Below are 25726 nucleotides of genomic sequence, written 5' to 3' on the forward strand. Positions count from 1 at the left end.
AATTAACGCCCTTTACTTTCTACAAGTAACAGGGCTTTTTTTTGCCCGTTTTTGAGGATTCGCACCATGGAAGATAAGCAAGGGATGACAAAGGCGGTTGCCGGCGTGATGACGGACGCTTTAGCGGACGGCAGGAAGCCGGCAACCGCTTCAAATCTTCCCCCCTTATCTAACAGGGGGGGTACAGAAACCGAAACGGCAGGCAGGGTTCAGGAAGTCTTCGAATGTTACGAAACGTACATAACGGACGGCAAAGGAAACCTGTTAGGCGTCCCTCTTAGGCGCGGTGTATCAGATTCGGCTTTCATTGATCAAATTAGCTTTTCATTTCATGAAAAAACCTTTTTCGATAAATACGGCGTTCGTGTAAGTCTTTTGGAAGACGAAGATTTCATTCGAGCCGCGTCAATGCTCGCTGAAGAAGTTTTCGGTTTCGGTATCTACAAAGAATCCAAAGGTTCGGGTGGTCGTTTCTATGAGCGCTGTTGGTTGATGGGTTCGGAAGACGCCCTATACGGTCGCGTCCATTTTGGCGGACAAAACAATACCATTCTTTTCGAACTGACCGGAACCGGTTGCGGCGTCGCAAAAGAAGGCTGGGAATCCCGACTTTTCGCATTCCTGACTAATGCAATCCGCCCAAAAATAACCCGCGTTGACATCGCAAAAGACTTTTTTAATGGAGAGTACAGTCCGAATCAGGCAAGAGAGGATCGCAATAAGGGTTTGTTCACGTGCCATCACGTAAAACCAAAAGGAGAATCCATCGGCTCTGATTGGGAGGAAGACGACGAAACCAAAATGACGAGGGGTAAAACCTACGGCATCGGCTCACGTGAATCGTCCAAATACGTCCGCGTCTATGAAAAAGGCAAGCAGCTTGGCGATAAAACAAGCATTTGGACGCGCTTTGAAATTGAATTCAAAGCAAAAGACATCGTTATACCTTTCGAAGTTTTGCAGAATCCGGGCGAATATTTCGGCGGTGCATATCCTGTTTGTGAAAGCTTTTCACAAAAGGCAAAGCGCATACATGCGGTTAAGGAAAATAAGGTCATTTCAGCCGACCGTTACCTTGAATGGGTGAAAAAACAGTTTGGACGTGCGGCAAACGGTCTGAAATTTATTTTTCCAGAATTGGACAAAGCAAAACTGTTTGAGCTGATTGAGCCGAGTCATCACAAGCTTCCCAAGTCTTTGGCTCCCGAAGCCTACGACTGCGCCTTTTTGAAAGCTCAAGCCATTCATGAACAGCCCGCATTCAAACCGTACAAAGACCCTTACAGAATGTACGAATATTACGAGAATCTTGAAAAGCAGCTTGAACAGCAAAAACACTTTGTCGATGAAGAAAGTTACTACGATTTCATGTATGACAAATACGCAGATTTACCAATTTCATGGGCTTAAAACGGCAGCCCTAATGTCGTTAAATTTTATTTTTTAGGAAAAATCATGAATCTTAATATGCGCGGCCAAATCATTGGCGTTAAAAAATTCTCCGGAAACATCGAAGGCAAGGAATTCGATTATTGCCGAATTATAGTGGCTACCCCTTTAGATGCAACTCAGGGCAACGCTTTAGGCATGTCTGCCGTTGAGTACAACTATGGCGCGTCCGCCAATTTCGAACATTTCAAAAATCAGAAATTCCCGATTGAGGCCGATTTGGATGTAGAAATCGTAACAACCGGCAAAACCCAGAAAGTGAACGTGTTGGGATTTTCTCCCGTGAAGAAAGGTTAAATAAATGCAGAAAGTCTATGTTGTTCAGTCCGTATCAACAGGGGACTTTCTGTATTTGTCCCCTGAAACGGGGGATATAGGGCACACGAAACTTATTGTGAATGCCGGTTGTTTCGACAATTTCGAAGACGCAGCAAACGCGGGATTGGAAGAAATCGGGAACGAAAACGAATTTATCGTTTTCACGTTTTTTAAAGTCTGAATTTGGGCGGATGGCGGTCGCCCGAATAAATTTTTTAATTACCGCCGATAGGAAAAAAATCATGAACATCATGAATACTTGCCGTAAATACGGCGCAAAACTGGCTGTTGTAGCAGCTGCTCCCTTGGTTTTGGCCGCAAATGCAAACGCAGCATTGCCAGAATCTGCAAAAACTGCTTTGGAAAGCGCGAAAGCCGACGGTATGGAAGCCGGTTGGATTGTCGTTGGCGTTTTCGCAGCACTTTTTGTATTCGCCATCGTTAAAAAAGTGATGAAGTAAGTCGGTATGTACTACCAAGTCGGAAATAAATGTCTTGAGAAGCACCAGGCTGAAAACCTTTATTTCAGCTTGGTAGTACCAAGAATCAAAGAAAACGGACAGATAATCAGGCCGGAATATAACGGCAGCCTGTGGAAGATGTCGGACGGTCAACCGCTAAGCCTATCCTTGGCGGAATGCAGTCCGGAAGACAATTTGAAAAGTGGTCTTGAAACAGGCTGGATAGTATTCGGCGTCCTCGCGTCCGTTTACTTTGTTTCCCTGCTGAAAAAGGTTTTGAAATGATGGATTTTTATTTCTACCTAGGCGTTTCAGTACCCGTATTAATCGGGGCGATTCTGTTTAAGGATTGAGCGCATGAAGTTATGGTGTCAAAATCGAAGCTTTCAACAACCTTTGAAAGACAGAACCATGAACAAGCCGTTTATCACTCAGGCGCAGTTGGCACTTTATAAATATCAGCCGTCCAGCAAGTATTTTGGGCAATCGATGGCGGTTATAGCGCAATCTGAATTTGTTGAATTTGCGAAGATTAATAAGCCTGAAAATGTTATTGATTGTTTCTCTTTTTTTTGGAATAGAAGAGTTAAACATGATATTTGGTTAATCTCATTTCCTGATAATTCGGAAATGGTAATTAAAGAATCCCTGAAAGATGGTCATAAAACGTACAAATTTGAATTTTGCGAAATTGTCGATAATTGCAATTTCGATGATTTATTCGTTTGAAGCAAATGCAAATGCAGTAAAAATATCTGAAACAGTTTCAGTTGAAACTGGACAAGGCGCAAAAATTCATAAGTTTGTGCCTAAATCAAGTAATACTTATTCATCTGATTTAACAAAAGCGGTAGATTTAACGCATATCCCCACGGGCGCAAAAGCCCGAATCAACGCAAAGATAACCGCCAGCGTATCACGCGCCGGTGTTTTGGCAGGCGTCGGCGCATTAGTCCGCCAAGGCGCAAAACTTGGCACAAGAGCGGTTCCCTATGTCGGAACTGCTCTTTTAGCCTACGACATATACAAAGAATTAAATCCAGAGCTTGAAAAAGCAGGCTTCCGATATTCAGAAGATATTGGCGATTACGTCAAATATTACGATAACGCATTGTGTAAAGGCAGATTCAGGAGTGAACCTGGTTATTTTTCATGTGTTGGAGTTGATTCATCCGAATTATTGGCTTTGTCTCAAGGCGGACAACGCGCTAAGGAAACTCAGGATTTATTAGTTAGAAGGGTTCAAAGCGATTTAGAAAGAATTGCGGATGTTTTGGGTAAAGATTACGGCGAACCTAATAGATTTAAAATAATTGATTACTGTTTTTATAATGGAGATATTTCTGTTTCATGTTCTTTTGGAGATCTTTTATTAAGATATGGTTTGCAACATAAAATTAAAAAGTCCGAACCCGATCCAAATTCATTTAATGATCTGATTGCAAAAAAAGTAGATGAAAATCCTGACAAGTTCATCAAATTAACAAATTTCCCCGGCTACAAGGAAGATGTTGAAGTTGCACCCGGAACAAAACTGAACATCGGCCCGGTAACCGACAAAAGCGGGAATCCCGTACAAGTCCTTGTTAGCTTTGGGCGCGATTCCCAAGGCAAAACAACAGCCGATGTTCAAGTAACGCCGCGTCCCGATCTCACGCCCGGAAGCGTGGAAGCTCCAAATGTCCGTCCGTCGCCTGATACATCACCGGCAACGAATCCATCAAACAATCCGAATCCCAATGAGCAACCCGGCACGCGTCCCAATCCCGAACCTGACCTGGACACAAATCCCGAACCAAACTTGAAGCCCGGTACAAGCCCTGGGTCGCCGGTTATACCGGGCACATCACCGGCAAACGGCAGGGACGGAAAGGACGGCAAAGACGGACAAGACGGCAAAGACGGCGGATTTCTGTGTCGGTATTTTCCGACAATACTAGCCTGTCAGGAGATGGGCAAACCGACTGACGGCATGTTTGACGACATAACCATACCGCAGGTAACAGACGATAAAACATGGTCTTCAGACGACTTTTTACCGTCTAACGGAGTATGTCCGCAGCCGAAAACCTTTCATGTGTTCGGCAAGCGATATGAGGCAAGCTATGAGCCGTTATGCGTGTTTGCGGAAAAAATCCGTTTTGCCGTACTGCTCGCCTTTATCATCATGTCCGCCTTCGTTGTGTTCGGGTCTTTGAGGAAAGAATAATGCCATTGCTCGCCGGTCTCATTCCACTTTTAGGCATACTCCTGAAAATGCTGATTGTACGAATCATCATTGCAACGGGTATGACATTTGTAACCTATGCCGGGTATCTCATTGCACTGAACAAGTTCAAGGACTACACGGCAAACGCAATTAATTCCATGCCTTCCGACATATTGAATCTTCTTTTAATTTCAGGATTCGGTCAGGGTTTGGGCTACTTGTTCGGCGCGTTTTCATTCTATATCGGAATGAAAACATTGAACAAACTGACGTTTGTCTTTCCGCGATAAGGGGGAAACATGATTTATCTGTTTACAGGAAATATGGGGACGGGCAAAACCTCCCGCGTCGTCTCTATGATTTTGAACAACGAAGACGGATTGTTCAAAATGAAATTGGAAGACGGCACGGAGGTAGATCGGCCGCTTTATTTCTGCCACATCGATGGATTGGATAAACGTAAGTTCCTAGCCCACGAACTGACGGAAGAGCAAATCATGGCCGCTCCGCTTCGTGATGTCATACCGGAAGGCGCGGTGCTGATTGTTGACGAAGCGCATTACACTTACCCGGTACGAGCGGCAGGTCGTCCCGTTCCGCCATATATTCAGGAACTGACAGAACTCCGCCATGATGGGCATACCGTGATTTTGATGACGCAGCACCCTAGTCAACTTGATATATTCGTCCGCAACCTTGTTTCAAAGCATGTACATCTTGAACGCAAGGCAATCGGCATGAAACAGTACTCGTGGTATAAATGTGTAACGTCGTTAGATAACCCGGCAGGGGTTAGCGGCGTAGAATCCGCAAGTTGGAAACCGCCGAAAGAAGCCTTTAAATACTATAAATCCGCAAGCCAGCACCAAAAGTTCAAGAAAAAAGTTCCTTGGGCGGTTTGGGCGTTAATTGCGATTATAGGATTTATAAGCTGGAAAAGTTACGGCATGTTTCAAATTTATAGTAAGGCAACAGGTGGCCAGATTGAGCAGGAAGAACAAAAAGAAAGCGTTGTGCAACAGACGATGACGGAGCAGACGGCATCATCAGAAACAGCGCCTTTTGAGCATTCCGACAATCTGAAACCTGAAGACTTTACGCCGACTTTACCCGAAAAACCAGAAAGCAAGCCAATTTACAACGGAGTGAGGCAGGTAAAGACATTTGAGCAAATAGCAGGATGTATCGATGGCGGAAAATCAGATTGCACATGCTATTCCCAACAGGGAACTCCCTTGAAGGAAATCACAAAGGCAATGTGCAAGGATTACGCGAAAAATGGCTTGCCCTTCAATCCATACAAGGAAGAACAGCAAAGGACGGAACAGGCGGCAGAGTCCGCGAAAGCGGATAAGCCACCAGTTCTCGTAATGGGCGGAAAGCCCCAACAAAACTTGATGTATGATAATTGGCAAGAAAAGGGCAAACCGTTTGAGGGAATCGGCGGTGGCGTTATTAATTAGGAAATCTTTCGGTTTCAGCCCCTACCCCCCTCAGGATGGCTTGAGCTGAGTGAAGGGGGTTAACTGCTAGAATGGCTGTTTTTTTTTAAAGTGTCTCAGTCTGGAATCGCTTCGTTCGGGGGTTGTAGGTGCAGGAAAATAGGGCAGAAAAAAGGAAAAGGGGGAAGCTTTGTAAAGATTGGGCGCGCTTTTTGCCCAATCTTTACGAATACCCCCTTTTCCTTTTTTCTGAACTGTTTTTCAATACCGGAAACCCACTAACGGAGTGATTTCAGACTGAGATACGCCTAAAAAAATCAGACATTCGGGTCGAAACAGAAATTTTTACCAAAACCAGTAACCATAATAGAATCAGACACGGCAAAGACGATAAGCTTCAAGCCCTGAATGAGTAAATCAGCCCATTGAGGGCTTGGCGTTTGACGAAACACCAAGTAAAGCCCACGACTTCGAAAGTACGGCCAAAGCGTACAGCTTGTAACTAAGATAGAAGCGTGGGCTTTCGTACATCTTAAGTTTGAACACTATCTAGGGCAAAAAGCCCGAATTAATAAGGTTAAACCATGTACTTAGGAATAGACGTTTCAAAGCTCACAATAGATTGCTGTTTGATTGCAGACGGTCAAAATCATCAAAAGAAGTTTCAGAACAACAAAGGAGGATTTGAACAATTAATAAATTGGCTACAAAGTCATAAAGTAACCGATAAGCTTCATTGCGTGTGCGAAGCAACAGGCACATATTACGAAGCATTAGCCGAATATCTTTATTTACGATACACAATTACCGTAGAGAATCCACGAAAGATAAAAGGATATGCGATAGCAGAACTACAACGATCAAAAACAGATAAACAAGACGCAAAGTTGATAGCTCAATATTGCCAAGACAGAAAGCACAAATTAAAAGCATGGAAACCACCGGCAAAAGAACAGAAGCAATTACAGGAAATCGCCCGATATTTAGACTATCTGAAGCAGCAACGCGCAACAGAAAAAGCTAAACAACACGAAGCACCCGACTATATCAAATCCCATATTCAAATAACTATTTCAAACCTGACAGCACAAATACAGATAGTCAAAAAGCAATTACTCCAGTTCTACAAAGACAATCCAAGTTATAACAATCTACGCAAAAGGCTGAAAACAATAACAGGCATAGGCGAGCAAGCGACAGCCGTATTGCTATCAACCTTTAAAAGACATGAATTTAAAAATGCAAAACAGTTCACGGCTTATCTAGGCCTAGACCCTAGAAAATATCAATCAGGAACAAGCGTAAACGGAAAAAGCAGAATATCAAAAATAGGAAGTTCGGAAATACGGAAAAGCCTTTATATGCCTGCACTTGTTGCATATCGTTGTAATGCCTTCCCTGAATTTGTAGACCGTCTGAAAAATAAAGGGAAGCATATAAAGCTGATATTAATTGCCATAATGCGGAAACTGGCGGTAATAGCGTTTACGCTCTTGAAGAACGGCCAAGATTTCCAAGTGGAAAGATATAAATAAAAAATTAAACCGGGCTTTCCCCAGCGATTTTCAATTTATTGAAAATAAAACATAAATTAAAACATCAAATCCATTCAAAACGAAACAAACACCCCGAACAAGTCGGGGTGCGTATTCTTGCAAAGTCAAGAAATGTAAAGTTATTTGACCGTGAAATACACTATCTTAGTTATTCAGCCAACTGTTGCCGTTAAGCGCAAATCAAATAGAGGTAGATGAGTTATGATATTTGATTGGTCGTACAACTTGATTTAACGGTCTTTTGAATATCGTCTGAAGATTGTTTCAGACGGCATTTTAATTCTCCTATTTTGGATATGGAAATATAGATGCTTCCTACCCCGTTAGGCGTGCCCAGAGTTTTTTCCACCAGTTTTTCTTTTCTACGTTCTCCAGTGCGACAATTTCTTTTTCGGCAATGGTGTATCCGTTTTGTCTGATTTTGATTTTTCCTAGGACCTGCCCTTTTCTTACTGGTGCACGGAGCGGCTGTATGGTTTCCAGAATTTGTTCGGCCGTTTTTGCTTGGGTATGGGGTAGGGTAATATAGACTTCTTTCGGAAAACCCGCATGGACGTTTTTTTTGCTTCCGCCCAAGACTTGTATTTTGGTAACAATTTCGCCTGCCGAATGGATTTTCGGAGTGTCAAAGGATTGTAATGCCCAGTTCAGCAGCTTGCTGTTGTCTGATGCGCGTATTTCTGCCGATTCTGAACCTAGTGTGATGACAAGGATATGCCTGCCGTTTCCAGTGTATGACACGGCAAGGTTGTAGCCGCCGCTTTCCGTATGTCCGGCTTTCAGACCGTTTACACCGGAGTCCCTGTATAAAAGGATATTGCGGTTGTTTTGTTCTATATTTTTAAATTTGAACGATTTAATGGAAAACAGCGGGTAGTATTCCGGAAAGTCGAGTATCAATGCTTCAGAAAGGAGGGCGAGGTCACGGGCAGTGGAAACTTGTCTTTCTTGACTAAGACCTGTTGGATTTTTGAATAAAGTGTTTTTCATGCCCAAGCGTCGGGCTTCTTCATTCATTTGTTTGACAAAGTTTTCTATCGAACCATTACCAAGCTTTTCGGCAAGGGTTAGGGCTGCATCGTTTGCGGATAAGGCAATCATGCCTTTCAAGAGATCGTCGGTCCTGATGAGGTTGCCCGGTCGGACAAACATTCTGCTGCCGTCCGATTTCCATGCTGATTCGCGTATTTTTAAGGTTTCTTCAGGGCGGATATTTCCCGACTTCAAGTTTTTGAAAACCAGATAGGCGGTCATTAATTGTGTCAGTGCTGCCGGTTCTATGGGCGCATTGATGTTTTTGGCGGATAAAGTCTGTTTGCTTTGAAGGTCGGTAACGATGTGTGCCGCTGTGAGGATTTCTGGTGTTTGAGGGGAGGATGGTATGTTTGCCGGCAGCCTGTTTGGAAAAAATGAATCCGCTGTTGCCGGAGAGGAGCCTAAAATGACAGATAGAAAGATTGACAGGGCTTTATTTGCAGTCATGAAAGGTTTCAACCATATAATCGCTTCAGTTTGCCGATTATACGCCCGAGATGTCTGTTCAGGCGGATTTTTCTTGATTTCAAACCGTCATGGGGGTATGGTTTCACGTTTTGTAATTTTAATAAACCGATTATTTTAGTATTAAATCATGAACACGCCTCTTTCTTATTCTGATTACCTTATCCGTATTCTGACAGCATCTGTCTATGATGTGGCGGTTGAAACGCCTTTGGAATCAGCGCGCAGCCTTTCTGCACGTTCGGGAAACAATATTTTGCTGAAACGCGAAGATTTGCAACCTGTATTTTCTTTCAAAATACGCGGTGCTTATAACAAAATGTCCAAGTTGCCGAAAGATGCGCTTACTTGCGGTGTGATTGCGGCAAGTGCGGGCAACCATGCCCAAGGGGTGGCATTGTCCGCGCAGCGTTTGGGTTGCCGTGCCGTTATCGTCATGCCAGAGACTACGCCGAAAATTAAAGTAGATGCGGTTAAGAGCCGTGGCGGCGAAGTGGTTTTGCGTGGTGTCTCATACAACGATGCATACGATTATGCGATGGAGTTAGCGGAAAAAGAAGGGTTAACCTATATCGCACCGTTTGACGATCCTGACGTTATTGCGGGGCAAGGTACGGTAGGCATGGAAATTGTCAGCCAACATCCAGATGATATTCACGCTGTATTCGTACCGATAGGGGGAGGCGGTTTGGCAGCGGGCGTGGCGGCATTTATTAAGCAGGTCCGTCCCGAAATCAAAGTTATCGGCGTTCAGACGCATGATTCCTGCTGTATGAAGCAATCGGTCGAAGCGGGTCAAATCGTCCATTTGAAAGATGTCGGGCTGTTTTCAGACGGCACTGCGGTCAAAGTTGTCGGAGACGAAACCTTCCGCCTCTGCAAAGAACTTTTGGATGAAATCATTACAGTCGATACCGATGCGGTTTGCGGTGCGGTCAAGGATATTTTTGATGATACACGCAGCATTACCGAGCCGGCCGGTGCATTGGCATTGGCAGGTCTGAAGGCTTATGTTGCACGCGGCGGTATCAAGGGGCAGACCTTGATTGCCGTTACAAGTGGTGCAAATATGAATTTTCACCGTTTGCGCCATGTGTCGGAGCGTAGTGAATTGGGCGAGGGCAACGAAGGTATTTTTGCCGTTACCATTCCAGAGGAACGTGGAAGTTTTCTTAAGTTTATCAATATATTGGGAAATAGGAATATTACCGAGTTCAACTACCGTTACGGAGATGATGAAAAAGCGCATATCTTTGTCGGTCTTCAAGCGGCAGGCCCGCAGGATTTGGCGGTTATCGGTAACCAGTTGGATGAAGCGGGATTGCCCAATGTCGACCTGACCGATGATGAGATTGCCAAAATCCATATCCGTTATATGGTTGGAGGACGGACGGACAAAGTAGAAAACGAGCGTTTGGTCAGTTTTGAGTTTCCGGAGCGTCCGGGGGCATTGGCACGCTTTTTGAACCATATGCAGGGAGGGTGGAATATTACGCTCTTCCATTACCGCAACCACGGTGCGGATTACGGGCGGATTTTGGTCGGTATCGATGTGCCGCCTCACGATGCCGCCGCATTTGACGGTTTCTTGGAAAGTCTGGGATACAGCTATCATGAGGAAACGCAAAATGCCGCGTACAAGCTGTTTCTTGCTTAATGGGTAATACACAATGCCGTCTGAAAGCCTTTCAGACGGCATTGTTCTTTCAAGGTTAAATCGAATATTCAATCAGCTCGTTTTGAGAAAAGACATAAACCTGTTTCGGAATCAGCTTCAATTCTTTGTCTTCGGCGATTGGGTAACGCGGGGCATCGCTGCCAGCCAGCGTGATATGCACGTCTTGTTTGTCGTGTTTTACCAAAATATGCGTCAATGCCCCGACGGCGTGGATTTTTTCGATTTTGGCACGGATCATCGGGGTTTCGTTTTCGGCGGCAAGCTGCCATTCGTGTGGGCGGATATAGCCGATAGCGGTTTGTTCCTGCCATTTGTAGTGCGCGTCCAATTTCCACGCGAAGCCGTTGTAATGCCAGAAGCCTTTTTCGATGCGTCCTTCAAATGCGTCGGTTTCACCGAGGAATTCGGTAACGAAGGCGTTTTCGGGTTTGCGGTAAATGGCTTCGGCGCTACCGGTTTGTTCGATTTTGCCGTGGTTCATGACGACGATTTCGTCGGAAACTTCAAGGGCTTCTTCTTGGTCGTGTGTGACCAAAATGCTGGTTACACCTAGGTTGTGATGGATGTCGCGCAACCAGGTGCGTAATTCTTTTCGCACTTTGGCATCCAGTGCGCCAAAGGGTTCGTCCAGGAGCAGGAGTTTGGGTTCGACCGCAAGCGCGCGGGCGAGGGCGATGCGCTGGCGTTGGCCGCCGGAGAGCTGGTGCGGATAGGATTTGGCGAGGTGGGAGAGCTGCACGAGTTTGAGCAATTCTTCGACTTTGGCGCGGATTTGTTCTTTGGACGGGCGTTCGGACTTGGGCAATACGGTCAAACCGAAGGCGACGTTGTCAAACACGTTCATGTGGCGGAAGAGGGCGTAGTGTTGGAACACAAAACCGACTTTGCGCTCGCGCACATGTTTGGCGGTTACGTCTTGCCCGTCAAAGAGGATGTTGCCACCGTCGGCGTTTTCCAGTCCGGCGATGATGCGCAGGAGCGTGGTTTTGCCGCAGCCGGAAGGGCCGAGCAGGGAAACGAGTTTGCCGGTGGGGACGTTGAGGTTGATGTTTTTCAGAGCGTGGAACGCTCCGAAGTGTTTGTTTAAGTTTTGGATGGTGATGCTCATGCTGCGTTCCTTTCGGCGGCGGCGAGTTTTTTATCTTGTAATTTTGTGATGATGTTCTGCACCGCCAGCGTCGCCAGTGCTAAAAGTGCCAATACGCCGGAGAGGGCGAATGCGCCGGTGAAGTTGTATTCGTTGTAGAAGATTTCAACCAAAAGCGGAATGGTGTTGGTTTCGCCGCGTATGTGTCCCGATACCACGCTGACCGCGCCGAATTCGCCCATCGCGCGGGCGTTGGTGAGGATGATGCCGTAGAGCAGCGCCCATTTGATGTTGGGCAGGGTAACGCGCCAAAACATCTGCCAGCCGCTTGCGCCGAGTATCAATGCCGCCTGTTCTTCGCTGTCGCCCTGCGCCTGCATTAAAGGAATGATTTCGCGTGCGACAAAGGGGAAGGTAACGAACAAGGTCGCCAGAATAATGCCGGGGATGGCGAAAATAATCTGTATGCCTTGCGCTTCCAGCCAGCCGCCCAATGCCGTGTGTGCGCCGAACAATAAGACGAACATCAAACCGGCAACCACGGGCGATACGGAAAACGGCAAGTCGAGCAGGGTAGTCAGCAACTGCTTGCCTCGAAAGTCGAAACGGGTCAGCAGCCACGCCATCGCCACACCTAAGACGGCATTGACGGGAACGACCACCGCAGCGGTAATCAGGGTGAGCTTGATCGCCGCCCACGCTTCGGGGTCGGTAATAGATTGCAGGTACAAATCCCAACCGCCTTTCAGCGCTTCGTAAAACACGGCGACAAGCGGTACGACCAGCATCAGCAACAAGAACCCCAGCGCGACGGCGGTCAGCAGCACGCGCAGCCAGCGTGGTTCGGTCAGGTTCGGATTGGTGGAATGCGTTTTCATGTTAGTGAAGTCTCTATTTATTCTTGTATCCGTTTTGGCCGTCTGAAAAATGTTGGCTTGATGTTTCAGACGGCCTGTTGTTTGTTAAACCTTTGCTCCGGCGCGGCGGCTTAAAGTCCATTGCATGATGTTTAAAATCAGCAGGATGACAAACGAAATCATCAGCATAAACAACGCCACCGCCGACGCGCCCTGTACGTCAAACTGTTCCAGCTTGCCCGTAATAATCAGCGGCAAGATTTCGGAAACCATCGGAATGTTGCCCGCGATGAAAATCACCGAGCCGTATTCCCCCGTTGCCCGCGCGAACATCATGCCCGCACCGGTTAAGAGCGCCGGCGTGATTTCCGGCAGCAGTACGCGGCGGAACGTAGTCCAACGGCTTGCGCCTAAGGTCGCAGCCGCTTCCTCATATTCGCCCGACAATTCCTCCAATACCGGCTGCACGGCGCGGACGATAAAGGGCAGGCTGACGACAACCAGCGCAATCCAAATGCCGACGGGCGTAAACGCAATTTTGATGCCCAAAGGCTCGAAAAAACGGCCTATCCAACCGTTGGGCGCATACAGGGTCGCCAACGCGATACCGGTAACCGCCGTCGGCAGCGCAAACGGCAAATCGATCAGCGCGTTCACCAGCCCCTTGAGAGGAAATTCATAGCGCACCAACACCCACGCCACCAGCGTGCCGAACACGACATTGGTCAGCATCGCATAAAACGACATCCGCAAACTCAGCCACACCGCCGCCAATACGTTCGGCTCGGCAATCGTGTTCCAAAAGCCGCTCCAGCCGATTTCCGCCGCCTTCGCTGCCATCATCGCAAACGGCAAAACCACCAGAAGTGACAGGCACAATACGGTCAGACCGAGGCTGATTTTGAAGCCGGGTAGTACGCTGGGCGTTTTGAGTAATAACATGAAATAATGCTGAAAATAGAAAAAAGAAGGGCTACTTTAACGATGCCGTCTGAAAAAAGGAAAGAATTATTGGTTTGGCGCAAAGATAATTTTGTTATAAGGCGTTTGAAGTTTATCAGATGGGCGGTATATTCTAAAATAACGCCCTATTTTTATATCAAACCATATGTTGTAAGGAATTATTATGGAGATTTTACCTTTTCAGGAAAGTATTGCGGAGCGTATGCTTGTTGGAACGGAAGGAGAGTCGGTTCATCGGGATGCGCAGTTTGTTCAATCGGCAAATGGGTATTGGATTGCGTGGCACGAAGGTTTGGCGGCATTGCTTGCGCCGGATACACCTCCCGATATTCCGTGTTTTTGGGTAGAAGGGGCGGAAAGCCTTGAAGAATTGTGTGCCATGGTTGAGCGCGGAGAGTTTGACGAAGTGGAAGAATTTGACGGTGACGACGATGCATGGCATGAGGCTGCACAGGGTTGCGGGCACGGGCATCATGGAGGCTGCGCCTGCGGGCATTAAATGCATTGCGGGTTTGCCGTAAGAGTCGGATTTTAAGATTTTGCCACTCCTTTGAAAAATGCCGTCTGAAAACTTTCAGACGGCATTTGTTCGGTTCGGCAAAGCCGGCGGGTTAGGCGGCGAAGCGTTTGGTGACTTCGTCCCAGTTGATGATTTCCCAGAAACCTTTCAGGTAGTTGGGACGGCTGTTGCGGTAGTCAATGTAATAGGCGTGTTCCCACACGTCGCAGGTCAGCAGCGGAGTGTTTTCAGTAGTCAGTGGAGTTGCTGCGTTGGAAGTGGAAACCAAATCCAATTCGCCGGCAGGGGTTTTCACCAGCCATGCCCAACCGGAGCCGAAAGTACCGGCAGCGCAAGCGGAGAATGCTTCTTGGAATTTCTCGAAGCTGCCCCATTTGGCGTCGATGGCGGCGGCCAGTTCGCCGGAAGGTTTACCTTGACCTTTGGGCGTGAAACCCAGCCAGTAGAAAGTGTGATTCCAAGTTTGGGCCGCGTTGTTGAACACGCCGCCTGAAGATTTTTTCACAATTTCTTCCAAAGGCAGGTTTTCAAATTCGGTGCCTTTGATTTGATTGTTTAGGTTGGTGATGTAGGTTTGATGGTGTTTGCCGTAGTGGAATTCCAAAGTCTCTTTGCTCAGATGCGGGGACAATGCGTCCAGTTCATAAGGCAGTTGCGGCAGCTTATGTTCCATTTTGTACTCCTGAATATTGTTTTAAATGTTGTATTTTGGCAGTGTTGCTGCAAATAACTCGGCAGCGCGTGTATTCTACCTGTTTTGCGGTGCGGAAACCAATTGAACCTGCTTTACGCTATAATAGAAGATTGCAATTTCGGCACAATAGATAGGATGTACCATGAACGATTACACAGCCATGCCGTCTGAAGACGGAGGAATCGGCTCATTGTCGCTTCCGCCGCACTCAATGGAGGCGGAGCAGTCTGTTTTGGGCGGTTTGATGCTGGAAAATCCGGCATGGGACAGGATTGCCGATGTGGTTTCGGGAGAGGATTTTTACCGGCATGAACACCGCCTGATTTTCCGATCCATTGCCAAACTGATCAATGAGAGCCGTCCTGCCGATGTCATCACGGTTCAGGAAGATTTGCAGCGGAACGAAGAGCTGGAAGCAGCAGGGGGGTTCGAATATCTGATTTCCCTAGCGCAAAATACTCCGTCTGCCGCCAACATCCGGCGCTATGCCGAAATCGTGCGCGAGCGTTCCATTATGCGCCAACTTGCCGAAGTGGGAACGGAAATCGCCCGCAGCGCCTACAATCCGCAAGGCAGGGATGCAGGTCAGCTTTTGGATGAGGCGGAAAACAAAGTATTCCAAATTGCAGAAAGCACGGCTAAATCCAAGCAGGGATTTCTCGAGATGCCTGCGCTTTTGAAAGAAGTGGTCGAGCGCATCGATATGCTTTATTCGCGCGATAACCCGGATGAAGTTACCGGCGTGTCAACAGGCTTTATCGACCTCGATAAAAAAACCTCGGGCCTACAGCCGGGAGATTTGATTATTGTCGCCGGCCGTCCTTCTATGGGTAAAACCGCCTTTTCCATCAATATTGCCGAACATGTCGCCATCGAAGGCAAGCTGCCGGTTGCCGTTTTCTCGATGGAGATGGGCGGTGCGCAGTTGGTTATGCGTATGCTCGGTTCCGTCGGACGGCTTGATCAGAGTATTTTAAAAACAGGCAGGTTGGCGGACGAACATTGGGGACGGTTGAACGAGGCCGTCGTCAAGCTTTCCGATGCACCTATGTATATCGATGAGACACCGGGCTTGACTGCGCTCGAACTGCGCGCCCGTGCCCGCCGTCTTGCACGTCAGTTCAACGGAAAATTGGGATTGATCGTCATCGACTACCTGCAACTGATGTCGGGTTCGGGGCGTTCGGACAACCGTGCTTCGGAATTGGGAGAAATTTCACGATCGCTCAAAGCGTTGGCGAAAGAATTGCAGGTTCCTATCATCGCTTTGTCTCAGTTGAGCAGGACGGTCGAATCGCGTACTGACAAACGCCCGATGATGTCCGACCTCCGCGAATCCGGTGCTATCGAGCAAGATGCCGACCTGATTATGTTTATGTACCGTGACGAATATTATAATCAGGAATCGAAGATGAAAGGTTTAGCGGAATGTATTATCGGCAAACACCGTAACGGCCCGGTCGGAAAAGTTTTCCTGACATGGATGGGGCAGTTTACCAAATTCGACAATGCTGCCTATATTCCCGACATTGAAGGGATAGGGGATTGAATGCCCGAATGAAAATTTATTGGGCGAAGACGTGTAAAATAGTTTAGAATCCTTACAGGGATTTCCCTAATAAAATAAAAGATGCAGTCTTGAGACATTTTGTATTCAGACGGCAGATAATTGAAAAATACATTACCGGTTAACGTGTTATTGCTTATGTATATACGAAGACAACAAGGTTTCACGCTGATAGAGCTGCTCATTGTGATGGTTATTGCAACCATTATGGCAATGATAGCTTTCCCCAGTATGAGTCAATGGATTGCATCGCGTCGCGTTGCAAGTCAGGCGGAGCAGATTGCCAATCTCTTGCGTTTTTCAAGGGGAGAGGCGGTCCGGCTCAATGTCCCTGTCTATATCTGTCCTGTTCAGGTTAAAAAAGATGGTACGGCCAACAATAAATGTGACTTCGGCAAGAAGGAGCAGGGAATGTTGGCTTTCGGCGATAAGAATGGCGATAAGGCATACGGAGGGGATACAAAAGATGTTTTCATCCGCAGTGTGGTATTGAATGATGATATCAAGGATAAGCGGATTAATTACACCTTCAACCATGTCGCTTTCGGTCAAGCCAAGCCGGCTGCAGACCATGTAGTTTGGATATTCAATCAAAACGGGACGTTCGGTTATACGAACGACCCGAATCTTACAAGCAAATCCAGATTTTCTTATTCCGATGGTTATATTCAAATTGTTCTGACAGATGCGAGAGCAGTTTCAGATGCCGATAAGAAATTCCGTTCGGCCGTAGTCTTGATTGACAGCAGTGGCAGGGTCGAAGTTTGCCCTAGGGGTGATCAGCGTACTATGTGCCAGTATAAATAACAGTTTCAGTTTTAAAAATGAATATGAATAATAATGATTGCTGCCGTCTGAAAAATCCCCAGTCGGGTATGACGTTAATAGAAGTCTTGGTCGCCATGTTCGTTCTGACCATCGGTATTTTGGCGTTGCTGTCTGTGCAGTTGCGGACGGTTACTTCTGTTCGGGAAGCGGAAACCCAAACGATTGTCAGCCAGATTACCCAAAACCTGATGGAAGGAATGTTGATTAATCCGACCATTGGTTCGGATAGCGGTAAAAAGGCCTACACGCTTTATATGAAGAAAGGTGTTTCCTCCGCCAATGATGGTGAGTTTACGATTGATGCCATAAAAACTAAGGAGCAGTTGGCAGAGGCACAATTGAAGAGATTTAGTTATGAGCTGAAAAATGCCTTGCCGGATGCTGCCAATATTTATTATGCCGTCTGTAAGGATTCGTTGGGTGCCGCCCCGACATTGTCAGGCAAAGGTTTTTCTTCAAATTGTGACAATAAAGCAAATGGAGACACCTTGATTAAGGTATTGTGGGTAAAAGATTCGGAAGGACAGTCGGACATTGACTCTACCAATCTGAAAACCCATGGTAACAATATTGTGTATACCTATCAGGCAAGGGTCGGAGGTCAGGAATGAAACGTAAAATACTAGTCATACCAAATGGTTGTGATAGTGGCATGAAAGGTTTTACCATTGTTGAATTTCTGGTCGCAGCCCTGCTCAGTATGATTGTTTTGATGGCAGTCGGTTCAAGTTACTTCACATCCCGAAGATTAAATAATGCGGCAAGCGAGCGTCTTTCTGCTCAGCAGGATTTGCGTAATGCGGCAACATTGATTGTTCGCGATGCAAGAATGGCGGGTAATTTCGGCTGTTTTAATATGGCTGTAAATCCTTCAAGTGCCGTTATTTCCGATAAAACTGAGAAAAATCCCTTCTTTGCCTTGAAAAAGGGTAATTTGGATAAACTGATTCCCGTTGCTGAATCCACGGATATTAAATATCCGGGCTTTAGTCAGTCTGGAAAGGCATTGATTTTCCAGTACGGTATTGATGATCTTGATGCGAGTGCCGAGACTGTTGTGGTTAGCAGTTGTTCTGCAATAGCAAAACCGGGTAAGAAAATATCTACCTTGGGGGAAGCAAAGAGTGAATTAAAGATTACGGACAATACACAAAATGGAAATATCACCCGTCAAAAACATGAGGTTAATGCCTATGCGGTCGGCAAGATTTCTAATGAGGAAGGTTTGTTCCGTTTTCAATTGAAGGATAATGGGCAGTGGGGTAATCCTCAGTTGTTGGTTAAAAAGATTAATAAAATGGATATACGGTATATTTATGTTTCCGATTGTCCTCAGGTAGAGGGTGATGGAAAAGTAGAGAAGTTCAAATATACGGATACATTTGATATTTCGCAGGCGGCAGTTACACCTGCTGAGGTTGAGATTTTGTTGAATAGCGGTAAGCTTGCTGCCTCTGCCGACAATGAAGTTTATGCTTACCGTATCAATGCAACAATACGCGGGGGGAATGTATGCGCAAACAGAACACTTTAATGAAAGTTTCACTCCCTTGCAGACAGAAAGGGTTTGCACTGTTCATCGTTTTGATGGTGATGATAGTAGTAGCTTTCCTGGTTGTTATTGCCGCCCAGTCTTACAATACCGAGCAAAGGATAAGTGCCAATGATTCGGACAGGAAATTGGCATTGACTTTAGCAGAAGCCGCGTTGAGGGATGGTGAGCTTCATGTTTTGGATTTAGAGGAGAAAGAAGTTACATTCAGTGAGAATTGCACGGATGGGTTGTGCGCTGCTCCGGATGTGCGGACGACTACCGATTCTAAGGAAAAATTCGGTAATATTACGGTTGAAGGCAATCCTAAGGTTGAAGCATGGAAGCGTTTTTGCCCTAATGATTCGGCAAACCTCTGTATCGACCAAGGAAAGGAATATGGAAAAGGGGTGGAGGGTGTCAGTAAGATGCCGCGTTACATTATCGAGTATCTGGGTGTAGAAAATAGTCGGAATATTTACCGCGTTACCGCTAAGGCGTGGGGAAAAAACTCTAATACCGTGGTTATCCTTCAGTCTTATGTGAGTAATGAATGAGTAAGAAAATGAAGCAAAACGGGTTTACATTGGTTGAGCTGATGATTGTCGTGGCCATACTCGGTATCATCAGTGTCATTGCCATACCTTCATATCAAGATTATATCGAGAGGGGTTACCAATCCCAGCTTTATACAGAGATGGTCAGTATCAACAATGCTTTCAAGCAGATTATTTTGAAAAATCCCGGGGAAAGTAATCAGAAACTTGATACGGAACTGAAAAAGTTTGCACCGGCCTATAAGATGAATCCGAAAATTGCCGAAAAATATAGTGTTTCGGGGGAGTTTGTCGATGCGGCAAAATCAAGGGCATACAGGTTGGTCGGTGTTCCAAAGGCAGGGACGGGTTATACCTTGTCGGTATGGGTGAACAGCGTGGGCGACGGATACAAATGCCGTGATGCCGCTTCTGCCCGGGCTCATTTGGAAACCTTGTCTGCGGATGCCGGTTGTGAGGTTTTCTCTAACCGTAAAAAATAGGGCTGTTTTGCCGATGCCGTCTGAAAATTAATTTTCAGACGGCATTTTTATGGGTATTTTGAAATGAATTATGCCATCAACCATCCCAAGATGCCTGATGATACGACCCCTATCAATACGGTAACCAACATAGAAAAGCGGCAGGCTGCCAAGGCGGTTAATGCGATGGCAATAAGTTCGTGCGGCTTGTCGGATACAAAATAGGGGGCAATAACGGAAATGAGGACGCAGCCCGGCGCGGCTTCCATAATGGTTTGGGCGCGGCGGCTTAAGGTTCGGTTACGCAGTGCAAAAAAGCCGATCAGTCGGGTAGAGTAGGTGACGGCAAGCATACAGGAAAACAATAGGAATGACTGGAACGACAATAAATCTTTCATTTCCGCCCACTCCAAAAATAAGCGGACAACAGGCCGGATAGTGTGCCGGCAGGAACATACCACGCGCTGTCAACGGTTAGGTAAACGGCAGATGCAACAAACAGGCTGACAAACCAAGGTCTTGATGCGGAAAAACTTTTCCACATCCCTCTCAATAAAACCAGAAATACGGCAGGAAACGCCATGCCGAATCCCCAAGCGGCCACATTGCCGAACATAGGTCCTACTGCCGCGCCGAAAGTGGCAAACCCTATCCAAGTAATGTAGAGGATAAAGCATACGCCCATATAAAAAGGCATATTGAATGCAGGCAAGCCGGCTGCTTTCCGTTTTTGGATTTCGGAGAATGCCATAGCCCAGCTTTCATCGCACATAAAAAACAGTGCGGGTACGGCTTTTTTTAGCGGTATTTCTTTCATGTGCGGGGCAAGTGCCGCCCCCATCAGGATATGTCGCGAATTAATCATGAAGGTTATGGTGGCGATAAGCAGTATCGGCAGAGGTTCCGCCCACAGGTTGACCGTTGCAAATTCGGAGCCTCCGGCAAAGTTCATACCGGTCATCAGCAACATCTCCAGCCAACTCATGCCTTTTTGCCCGCCCTGTATACCGAGTATTAATGCCCAAGGCAGAAGTCCGATAAGTATGGGTGAGCTTTCTTTTATGCCACGTATAAATTCGTTACGGGGCGAGCTTATGTGTGTCATATTGATATGTAATAGGGGGCTGTAAGAACTCTTAATGGAATTACTTTTTTCTCCACCTGTTATAAATGAGACAGATAACCATGATACTAGGCAAAATAGTTTTTGCATATGTATGCAAAGGATCATCAATATACCAATATTGCCCCGTTCCTGTTGGGTTATATTCAGTATTGGGGAAGAAATTTATACCTATCGTAAAGACTAAAACCAAAATGATATCACGATTGTCTTTTAAGAATTTCATATTATAAAATTTGTTATAACAGGATATTACAAGCCAAGTAATTCGATTTCAAATTTTGAACGCCAGCGTGTTTGAGCTGTAACAATGCACATTTTTAAGAGACGGTCTAAGGTCGGGCATTATACACAGACGGAGTATTTCAAAACAAAACCTATTTGCTGTGTTTCAGTGTAAACACGGCTTGTGTATAATCCACCATCTTTAGACAGACCGACCGTATGCGGGAGTAAGGCAATGAATATTGAAGTAGAAATGAAAGTATTGGACGAACGGATGGCGGATTTTGTCCCTACCTATGCGACAGCGGGTTCTGCCGGTTTGGACTTGCGCGCCTGTTTGGATGAGGAAGTTGTCTTGCAGCCGGGTGAAACGTTTCTTGTACCGACAGGTTTGGCAATTTATTTGGCCAATCCTGCATATGCCGCCGTTTTGCTGCCCCGTTCCGGATTGGGGCATAAACACGGTATTGTCTTGGGTAACTTGGTCGGTTTGATTGACTCCGATTATCAAGGGGAATTGAAGGTGTCGTTATGGAACAGGGGTAGTGAACCGTTTGCCGTCAAGCCGTTTGAGCGTATCGCGCAGATGGTTGTCGTGCCGGTTGTGCAGGCGCGTTTCAAACGTGTCGAAGAATTTGTCGGAAGCAGCCGGGGAGAAGGCGGTTTCGGCAGTACGGGTTTGCATTGAATATAAAATGTCGTCTGATGGGTGCCGTCAGGTTCAGACGGCATATCTTCCCAATATGCCGGTAATCGGAGAACATTATGAATACCTTACTCAATCAACTCAAACCATATCCCTTTGCCCGACTGCGTGAAGCGATGCAGGACATTTCCGCTCCCGAAGGTCTGGAAGCCGTCCCCCTTCACATCGGCGAGCCCAAACACCCGACACCGCAAGTCATTACTGATGCGTTGACCGCCTCACTGCACGAGTTGGAAAAATATCCGCTGACGGCCGGTTTGCCTGAATTGCGTCAGGCGTGTGCAAACTGGTTGAAACGCCGTTACGATGGTTTGACGGTGGATGCGGATAATGAAATTTTGCCGGTTTTAGGCAGTAGGGAAGCCCTGTTTTCTTTTGTCCAAACCGTATTGAATCCCAGTTCGGACGGCATGAAACCCGTCATCGTCAGCCCGAACCCTTTTTATCAAATTTACGAAGGCGCGGCAGTTTTGGGCGGCGGGGAAATTCATTTTGCTAACTGTCCCGCACCGTCTTTTAATCCGGACTGGGGCAGCGTTCCCGAAGAAATTTGGCACCGCACCAAGATGGTATTTGTTTGTTCACCCAACAACCCCAGCGGGAGTGTGCTGAATTTGGACGATTGGAAAGAAATTTTCGATCTGCAGGATAAATACGGCTTCATCATTGCATCAGACGAATGTTATTCAGAAATCTATTTTAACGGCAACAAACCTTTAGGATGTCTGCAAGCCGCAGCGCAATTGAAACGGGGTCGGGAAAAACTGGTTATGTTTACCAGTCTTTCGAAACGTTCCAACGTACCCGGTTTGCGTTCCGGATTTGTTGCGGGAGATGCGGGATTACTTAAAAATTTCTTGCTTTACCGAACTTATCACGGCAGCGCAATGAGCATTCCCGTGCAGCGTGCCAGTATTGCCGCCTGGAATGACGAACAACACGTTATTGACAACCGCCGCCTGTATCAAGAAAAGTTTGAACGGGTTATTCCTATCCTGCAACAGGTATTTGACGTCAAATTACCGGATGCCTCGTTTTATATTTGGTTGAGGGTTCCGGATGGCGACGATTTGGCATTTGCGCGAAAATTATGGCAAGAAGCCGCCATTCAGGTTTTGCCGGGGCGTTTCTTGGCGCGGGATACCGAGCAGGGGAATCCCGGAGAAGGTTATGTCCGTATTGCCTTGGTTGCAGATGTTGCAAGTTGTGTCAAAGCTGCGGAAACCATTGTTTCCCTATATCGGTAAAGAATAAAAAATGCCGTCCGGACTTTTCCTGATGGCATTTTTTAATACTATTAAGATGTATTTATTATAACGGTATTTACATCACAATTAATTGGCTTGCCTGAGGATGCTTTTAAATCTAAAATTCCGACGTTTGACACTATACCGAGCAGATTATGTTTTTTGTCCTTTCCCCTGCGAAAAACCTTAATGAAAAAGACCCATCCCCCGTTCGCGAATATACCCAACCCGATCTTTTGGCAGAATCTGAAATCCTGATGCGCCAACTGAGGGAACTTGCCCCTCAACAAATTGCAGAGTTGATGCACGTTTCAGACAAAATCGCACTCTTAAACGCCGAAAGAAATGCAGCGTGGCACATCCCGTTTACGCCGGAAAACGCCAAACAGGCAGTCTTTATGTTCAACGGTGATGTTTACGAAGGTATGGATGCAAACACATTGAATACCGATCAAATACAATATCTGCAAAACCATGTCCGTCTGCTTTCGGGGTTGTATGGTCTTCTGCGTCCACTGGACCTGATGCAGCCCTACCGCCTGGAAATGGGAACTCCCTTCGCCAATTCGCGCGGGAAGAACCTGTATGAGTTTTGGGGAGACATCATTACAAACCTTTTAAATGACACGCTTGCCCAAGCAGGCAGCAATACGCTTATTAACCTTGCCTCACAGGAATATTTCAAGTCCGTCAATATAAAAAAACTTCGGGCACAGCTGATTACACCGATATTTAAAGATGAGAAAAACGGTAAATATAAAATCATCAGTTTCTATGCCAAGCGCGCACGCGGATTAATGGTGCGCTATGCGGCCGAGCATCATATTACTGACCCTGAAATGCTGAAGTGTTTTAATTATGAAGGTTATGCATTTAATGCAGCCGCCTCAAATGAAAACGAATGGGTATTTATGAGGTCGGAACAAATCAAGTAAAAACAAAAAAGTAGGTATTTTTTGAAAAAAACACTTGGCAAAGTATACGAACTTTATTATTATTCTAGCTTCAAGAAAACGGAAGCGTGGCAGAGCGGTTTAATGCAACGGTCTTGAAAACCGTCGAGGGTTGATAGCCCTCCGTGAGTTCGAATCTCACCGCTTCCGCCATCTCTTGAGAGTAGAACCAAATAAGAATGCAATAGTAGCAAATATTGTATTTTTATTTGGTTTTGCTGCATTATCGGAAACGTGGCAGAGAGGCTGAATGCAGCGGACTCGAAATCCGCTGAGGGTGCAAATCCTCCGTGGGTTCGAATCCCACCGTTTCCGCCAGAAAACATAACCGCCCTGATTCAGGGCGGTTCTTTTTTGTTCAAGTTGTGTCAATTACTATATAAAAATCATCGGTTTGCCCTATCAAAACGCGTCAAAGTAAATCATTTGCAATCTTACGGCATCTTCTTATTGCATTTTTTTTATGGTAATGTATATGGTAATTTTTGGATAAGTGGGAAATTACCATAATGGCGAAAATCATTACGCCGCTGTCGGCAAATCAGGTTAAAAATGCGAAGCCGCGCGATAAGCTGTATAAGTTGTCGGACGGCGGCGGGCTGGCTTTATGGGTCTACCCGACGGGCGGGCGGAGTTGGAAGCTGTCGTTTGTGCAGGATGGAAGGCAGCAGACAATTTCTCTGGGGCGGTATCCTGATTTCTCGCTGGCCGATGCGCGGGAATGGCGGGAGGAGGTGCGCCGAAAACGGGCGCACGGGGAAAATGTCGTCAATAAGAAAGTGCGGGCGGATTTTGCTTTTGAGAAGGTGGCGCGTGATTGGTTTGTGCGTTGGTCGAAGGGGCGGTCTGAAAAGTATGCCGGACAGGTTATGCGAAATTTTGAACGGTGGGTTTTTCCGGCTATCGGCAATCTTGATATTCGTCAAGTAAGGACGGCGGATGTGGTCGGCTGCTTGCGTGTGATGGAGGCACGCGGTATCGTTGATACGTTGCGCAAAACGAAAAACAGTCTAAAGATGGTGTTTGCGTTTGCGGTCGGTTCGGGAATGATGGAAATCAACCCTGTCGCGCAAATCGGTTCGGGTGTGTTTGAACGGGCGAAAACGGGGAATATGGCGGCGTTGAGTCCGTCTGAATTGCCGCGCCTGATTGATTTTTTGGAGCAGCGCAATGAATTTGCGGTTTATACGGGCAGGGTGCGTATCCATCCTGTAACGCGGCTTTGTATCTATTGGCTGCTGTTGACAATGACGCGGATTCAGGAGGCAGCGTTGATGGAGTGGTCGGAGTTGGACGGGGAGGTTTGGCGTATCCCCGCCGAACGGAAAAAGGAGCGGCGGGGGCATGATGTGCCGCTGTCGCAGGCGATGCAGTGGGTGTTGGATCAGGCGCGGGCGTTGAATGTGAACGGGCGGTTTGTGTTTGAAAGTGTGAATTTTCAAGGGCATATCAATAAGGAAAGTCCGCGCGTGGCGATGCAGCGGGCGGGGCTGGATACGACGGCGCACGGTTTGCGCTCGCTTGCGCGTACTTATTTGCGCGAGGTTCTGAAGGTGGATAATGATGTGGCGGAAAAGCTGCTTGCCCATTCGTTGGGGACGAGAACGCAAACGGCTTACAACCGCTCGGAGCTTTGGGATGAGCGGAAAGACGCATTGGAGCGGTGGGGGAATGATATTTTGAGACTTGTCAACAATGAAAAATGATTTTTTGTGCGCATTTTTGCATAATGCGAAGACGCAAATAAAAAAGCCATTTTCGTATTATGCGAAAACGCCCTAATCGGGCGTTTTT

The 25726-nt window shown here is 46.6% G+C and carries 29 protein-coding genes and 2 tRNA genes; 24 read left to right on the forward strand and 7 right to left on the reverse strand.

Annotated features, from left to right (window positions below):
* Positions 1 to 66: 66 nt before the first annotated feature.
* The 10 genes from BBW69_RS07240 (at position 67) to BBW69_RS07285 (ending at position 7414) form a co-directional block, all read left to right on the forward strand.
* Entirely contained in the window at positions 67 to 1410 is a 1344-nt protein-coding gene (locus tag BBW69_RS07240) for a replication initiation factor domain-containing protein (RefSeq protein WP_188210876.1), read from the forward strand.
* Between the two features lie 45 nt (positions 1411 to 1455).
* On the forward strand, positions 1456 to 1746 hold the full coding sequence (locus BBW69_RS07245) for a hypothetical protein (RefSeq protein WP_107996759.1): 291 nt from the start codon (positions 1456 to 1458) through the stop codon (positions 1744 to 1746).
* Positions 1747 to 1750: 4 nt separating this feature from the next.
* Entirely contained in the window at positions 1751 to 1948 is a 198-nt protein-coding gene (locus BBW69_RS07250; RefSeq protein ID WP_002231484.1) for a hypothetical protein, read from the forward strand.
* A 61-nt stretch (positions 1949 to 2009) separates the two neighbouring features.
* Positions 2010 to 2228 (forward strand): major capsid protein, encoded by a 219-nt coding sequence (locus BBW69_RS07255; RefSeq protein ID WP_188210877.1) that lies wholly within the window; start codon positions 2010 to 2012, stop codon positions 2226 to 2228.
* Between the two features lie 6 nt (positions 2229 to 2234).
* On the forward strand, positions 2235 to 2513 hold the full coding sequence (locus tag BBW69_RS07260; protein WP_188210878.1) for a hypothetical protein: 279 nt from the start codon (positions 2235 to 2237) through the stop codon (positions 2511 to 2513).
* 126 nt (positions 2514 to 2639) lie between these two features.
* Positions 2640 to 2957 (forward strand): DUF1132 family protein, encoded by a 318-nt coding sequence (locus BBW69_RS07265; protein ID WP_188210879.1) that lies wholly within the window; start codon positions 2640 to 2642, stop codon positions 2955 to 2957.
* Positions 2941 to 4437 carry an IgG-binding virulence factor TspB family protein gene (locus BBW69_RS07270; protein ID WP_188210880.1) on the forward strand — a complete coding sequence of 499 codons (1497 nt, stop codon included), beginning with the start codon at positions 2941 to 2943 and terminating at the stop codon, positions 4435 to 4437. Before BBW69_RS07265 ends, BBW69_RS07270 begins: the two co-directional genes overlap by 17 nt.
* Positions 4437 to 4727, forward strand: a complete 291-nt coding sequence (locus BBW69_RS07275) for a DUF2523 domain-containing protein (RefSeq protein WP_101126030.1) — start codon at positions 4437 to 4439, stop codon at positions 4725 to 4727. Before BBW69_RS07270 ends, BBW69_RS07275 begins: the two co-directional genes overlap by 1 nt.
* Before the next feature lie 9 nt (positions 4728 to 4736).
* Entirely contained in the window at positions 4737 to 5900 is a 1164-nt protein-coding gene (locus BBW69_RS07280; RefSeq protein ID WP_188210881.1) for a zonular occludens toxin domain-containing protein, read from the forward strand.
* A gap of 563 nt (positions 5901 to 6463) precedes the next feature.
* On the forward strand, positions 6464 to 7414 hold the full coding sequence (locus BBW69_RS07285) for a transposase (protein ID WP_188210882.1): 951 nt from the start codon (positions 6464 to 6466) through the stop codon (positions 7412 to 7414).
* Between the two features lie 336 nt (positions 7415 to 7750).
* Here the strand turns inward: BBW69_RS07285 and BBW69_RS07290 are convergent, their stop codons facing one another.
* Positions 7751 to 8917 (reverse strand): D-alanyl-D-alanine carboxypeptidase family protein, encoded by a 1167-nt coding sequence (locus BBW69_RS07290; RefSeq protein ID WP_188210883.1) that lies wholly within the window; start codon positions 8915 to 8917, stop codon positions 7751 to 7753.
* 148 nt (positions 8918 to 9065) lie between these two features.
* Between BBW69_RS07290 and ilvA the strand changes: the two genes are divergently transcribed.
* The gene (ilvA, locus tag BBW69_RS07295; protein ID WP_003674966.1) at positions 9066 to 10592 is read left to right on the forward strand and encodes a threonine ammonia-lyase, biosynthetic; all 1527 of its coding nucleotides are present in this window, start codon (positions 9066 to 9068) and stop codon (positions 10590 to 10592) included.
* A gap of 55 nt (positions 10593 to 10647) precedes the next feature.
* On the opposite strand, the gene BBW69_RS07300 is transcribed toward ilvA, so the two are convergent.
* The 3 genes from BBW69_RS07300 to cysT all read right to left on the reverse strand — a co-directional run bounded on the left by BBW69_RS07300 (position 10648) and on the right by cysT (position 13499).
* On the reverse strand, positions 10648 to 11721 hold the full coding sequence (locus BBW69_RS07300) for a sulfate/molybdate ABC transporter ATP-binding protein (protein ID WP_188210884.1): 1074 nt from the start codon (positions 11719 to 11721) through the stop codon (positions 10648 to 10650).
* Positions 11718 to 12578, reverse strand: coding sequence for a sulfate ABC transporter permease subunit CysW (cysW, locus tag BBW69_RS07305; RefSeq protein WP_188210885.1), 861 nt, complete (start codon positions 12576 to 12578; stop codon positions 11718 to 11720). Before cysW ends, BBW69_RS07300 begins: the two co-directional genes overlap by 4 nt.
* 84 nt (positions 12579 to 12662) lie before the next feature.
* On the reverse strand, positions 12663 to 13499 hold the full coding sequence (cysT, locus tag BBW69_RS07310) for a sulfate ABC transporter permease subunit CysT (protein ID WP_188210886.1): 837 nt from the start codon (positions 13497 to 13499) through the stop codon (positions 12663 to 12665).
* A 184-nt stretch (positions 13500 to 13683) separates the two neighbouring features.
* On the opposite strand from cysT, the gene BBW69_RS07315 reads away from it, so the two are divergent.
* Positions 13684 to 14019, forward strand: a complete 336-nt coding sequence (locus BBW69_RS07315) for a general secretion pathway protein GspG (protein WP_188210887.1) — start codon at positions 13684 to 13686, stop codon at positions 14017 to 14019.
* A gap of 112 nt (positions 14020 to 14131) precedes the next feature.
* Here BBW69_RS07315 and BBW69_RS07320 read toward each other — a convergent pair whose 3' ends face one another.
* On the reverse strand, positions 14132 to 14713 hold the full coding sequence (locus BBW69_RS07320; protein ID WP_188210888.1) for a superoxide dismutase: 582 nt from the start codon (positions 14711 to 14713) through the stop codon (positions 14132 to 14134).
* Positions 14714 to 14876: 163 nt separating this feature from the next.
* Between BBW69_RS07320 and dnaB the strand changes: the two genes are divergently transcribed.
* The 6 genes from dnaB to BBW69_RS07350 all read left to right on the forward strand — a co-directional run bounded on the left by dnaB (position 14877) and on the right by BBW69_RS07350 (position 19699).
* On the forward strand, positions 14877 to 16283 hold the full coding sequence (dnaB, locus tag BBW69_RS07325) for a replicative DNA helicase (RefSeq protein WP_188210889.1): 1407 nt from the start codon (positions 14877 to 14879) through the stop codon (positions 16281 to 16283).
* A gap of 156 nt (positions 16284 to 16439) precedes the next feature.
* A complete protein-coding gene (locus BBW69_RS07330; protein WP_188210981.1) occupies positions 16440 to 17108 on the forward strand; it encodes a Tfp pilus assembly protein FimT/FimU in 669 nt (222 codons plus the stop codon).
* Between the two features lie 23 nt (positions 17109 to 17131).
* Positions 17132 to 17740, forward strand: a complete 609-nt coding sequence (gene pilV, locus BBW69_RS07335; RefSeq protein WP_188210890.1) for a type IV pilus modification protein PilV — start codon at positions 17132 to 17134, stop codon at positions 17738 to 17740.
* Entirely contained in the window at positions 17737 to 18663 is a 927-nt protein-coding gene (locus BBW69_RS07340) for a PilW family protein (protein ID WP_188210891.1), read from the forward strand. The genes pilV and BBW69_RS07340 overlap by 4 nt, the downstream gene beginning before the upstream one ends.
* Positions 18642 to 19217: a PilX N-terminal domain-containing pilus assembly protein gene (locus tag BBW69_RS07345; RefSeq protein WP_188210892.1), complete on the forward strand. Its 576-nt coding sequence runs from the start codon at positions 18642 to 18644 to the stop codon at positions 19215 to 19217. The genes BBW69_RS07340 and BBW69_RS07345 overlap by 22 nt, the downstream gene beginning before the upstream one ends.
* Before the next feature lie 8 nt (positions 19218 to 19225).
* A complete protein-coding gene (locus BBW69_RS07350) occupies positions 19226 to 19699 on the forward strand; it encodes a PilX family type IV pilin (protein WP_188210982.1) in 474 nt (157 codons plus the stop codon).
* A 68-nt stretch (positions 19700 to 19767) separates the two neighbouring features.
* On the opposite strand, the gene BBW69_RS07355 is transcribed toward BBW69_RS07350, so the two are convergent.
* Together BBW69_RS07355 and BBW69_RS07360 are read right to left on the reverse strand one after the other, a co-directional pair.
* On the reverse strand, positions 19768 to 20076 hold the full coding sequence (locus tag BBW69_RS07355; RefSeq protein ID WP_188210893.1) for an AzlD family protein: 309 nt from the start codon (positions 20074 to 20076) through the stop codon (positions 19768 to 19770).
* Positions 20073 to 20783, reverse strand: coding sequence for an AzlC family ABC transporter permease (locus BBW69_RS07360; RefSeq protein ID WP_188210894.1), 711 nt, complete (start codon positions 20781 to 20783; stop codon positions 20073 to 20075). The genes BBW69_RS07355 and BBW69_RS07360 overlap by 4 nt, the downstream gene beginning before the upstream one ends.
* 478 nt (positions 20784 to 21261) lie before the next feature.
* Here BBW69_RS07360 and dut point away from each other — a divergent pair, with 478 nt between their 5' ends.
* The 6 genes from dut to BBW69_RS07390 all read left to right on the forward strand — a co-directional run bounded on the left by dut (position 21262) and on the right by BBW69_RS07390 (position 25638).
* A complete protein-coding gene (gene dut / locus BBW69_RS07365) occupies positions 21262 to 21714 on the forward strand; it encodes a dUTP diphosphatase (RefSeq protein ID WP_188210895.1) in 453 nt (150 codons plus the stop codon).
* Positions 21715 to 21791: 77 nt separating this feature from the next.
* Positions 21792 to 22979: a succinyldiaminopimelate transaminase gene (dapC, locus tag BBW69_RS07370; protein ID WP_188210896.1), complete on the forward strand. Its 1188-nt coding sequence runs from the start codon at positions 21792 to 21794 to the stop codon at positions 22977 to 22979.
* 155 nt (positions 22980 to 23134) lie between these two features.
* The gene (gene yaaA / locus BBW69_RS07375) at positions 23135 to 23914 is read left to right on the forward strand and encodes a peroxide stress protein YaaA (protein WP_188210897.1); all 780 of its coding nucleotides are present in this window, start codon (positions 23135 to 23137) and stop codon (positions 23912 to 23914) included.
* An 80-nt stretch (positions 23915 to 23994) separates the two neighbouring features.
* A tRNA-Ser gene (locus tag BBW69_RS07380) sits at positions 23995 to 24085 on the forward strand.
* Positions 24086 to 24160: 75 nt separating this feature from the next.
* Positions 24161 to 24250, forward strand: a tRNA-Ser gene (locus tag BBW69_RS07385).
* Positions 24251 to 24441: 191 nt separating this feature from the next.
* On the forward strand, positions 24442 to 25638 hold the full coding sequence (locus BBW69_RS07390) for an integrase arm-type DNA-binding domain-containing protein (RefSeq protein ID WP_188210898.1): 1197 nt from the start codon (positions 24442 to 24444) through the stop codon (positions 25636 to 25638).
* Positions 25639 to 25726: the final 88 nt, after the last annotated feature.

Origin of the sequence: Neisseria sp. RH3002v2f (genome assembly GCF_014596375.1) — a bacterium.
In the GTDB taxonomy this organism is placed as follows: domain Bacteria; phylum Pseudomonadota; class Gammaproteobacteria; order Burkholderiales; family Neisseriaceae; genus Neisseria; species Neisseria cinerea.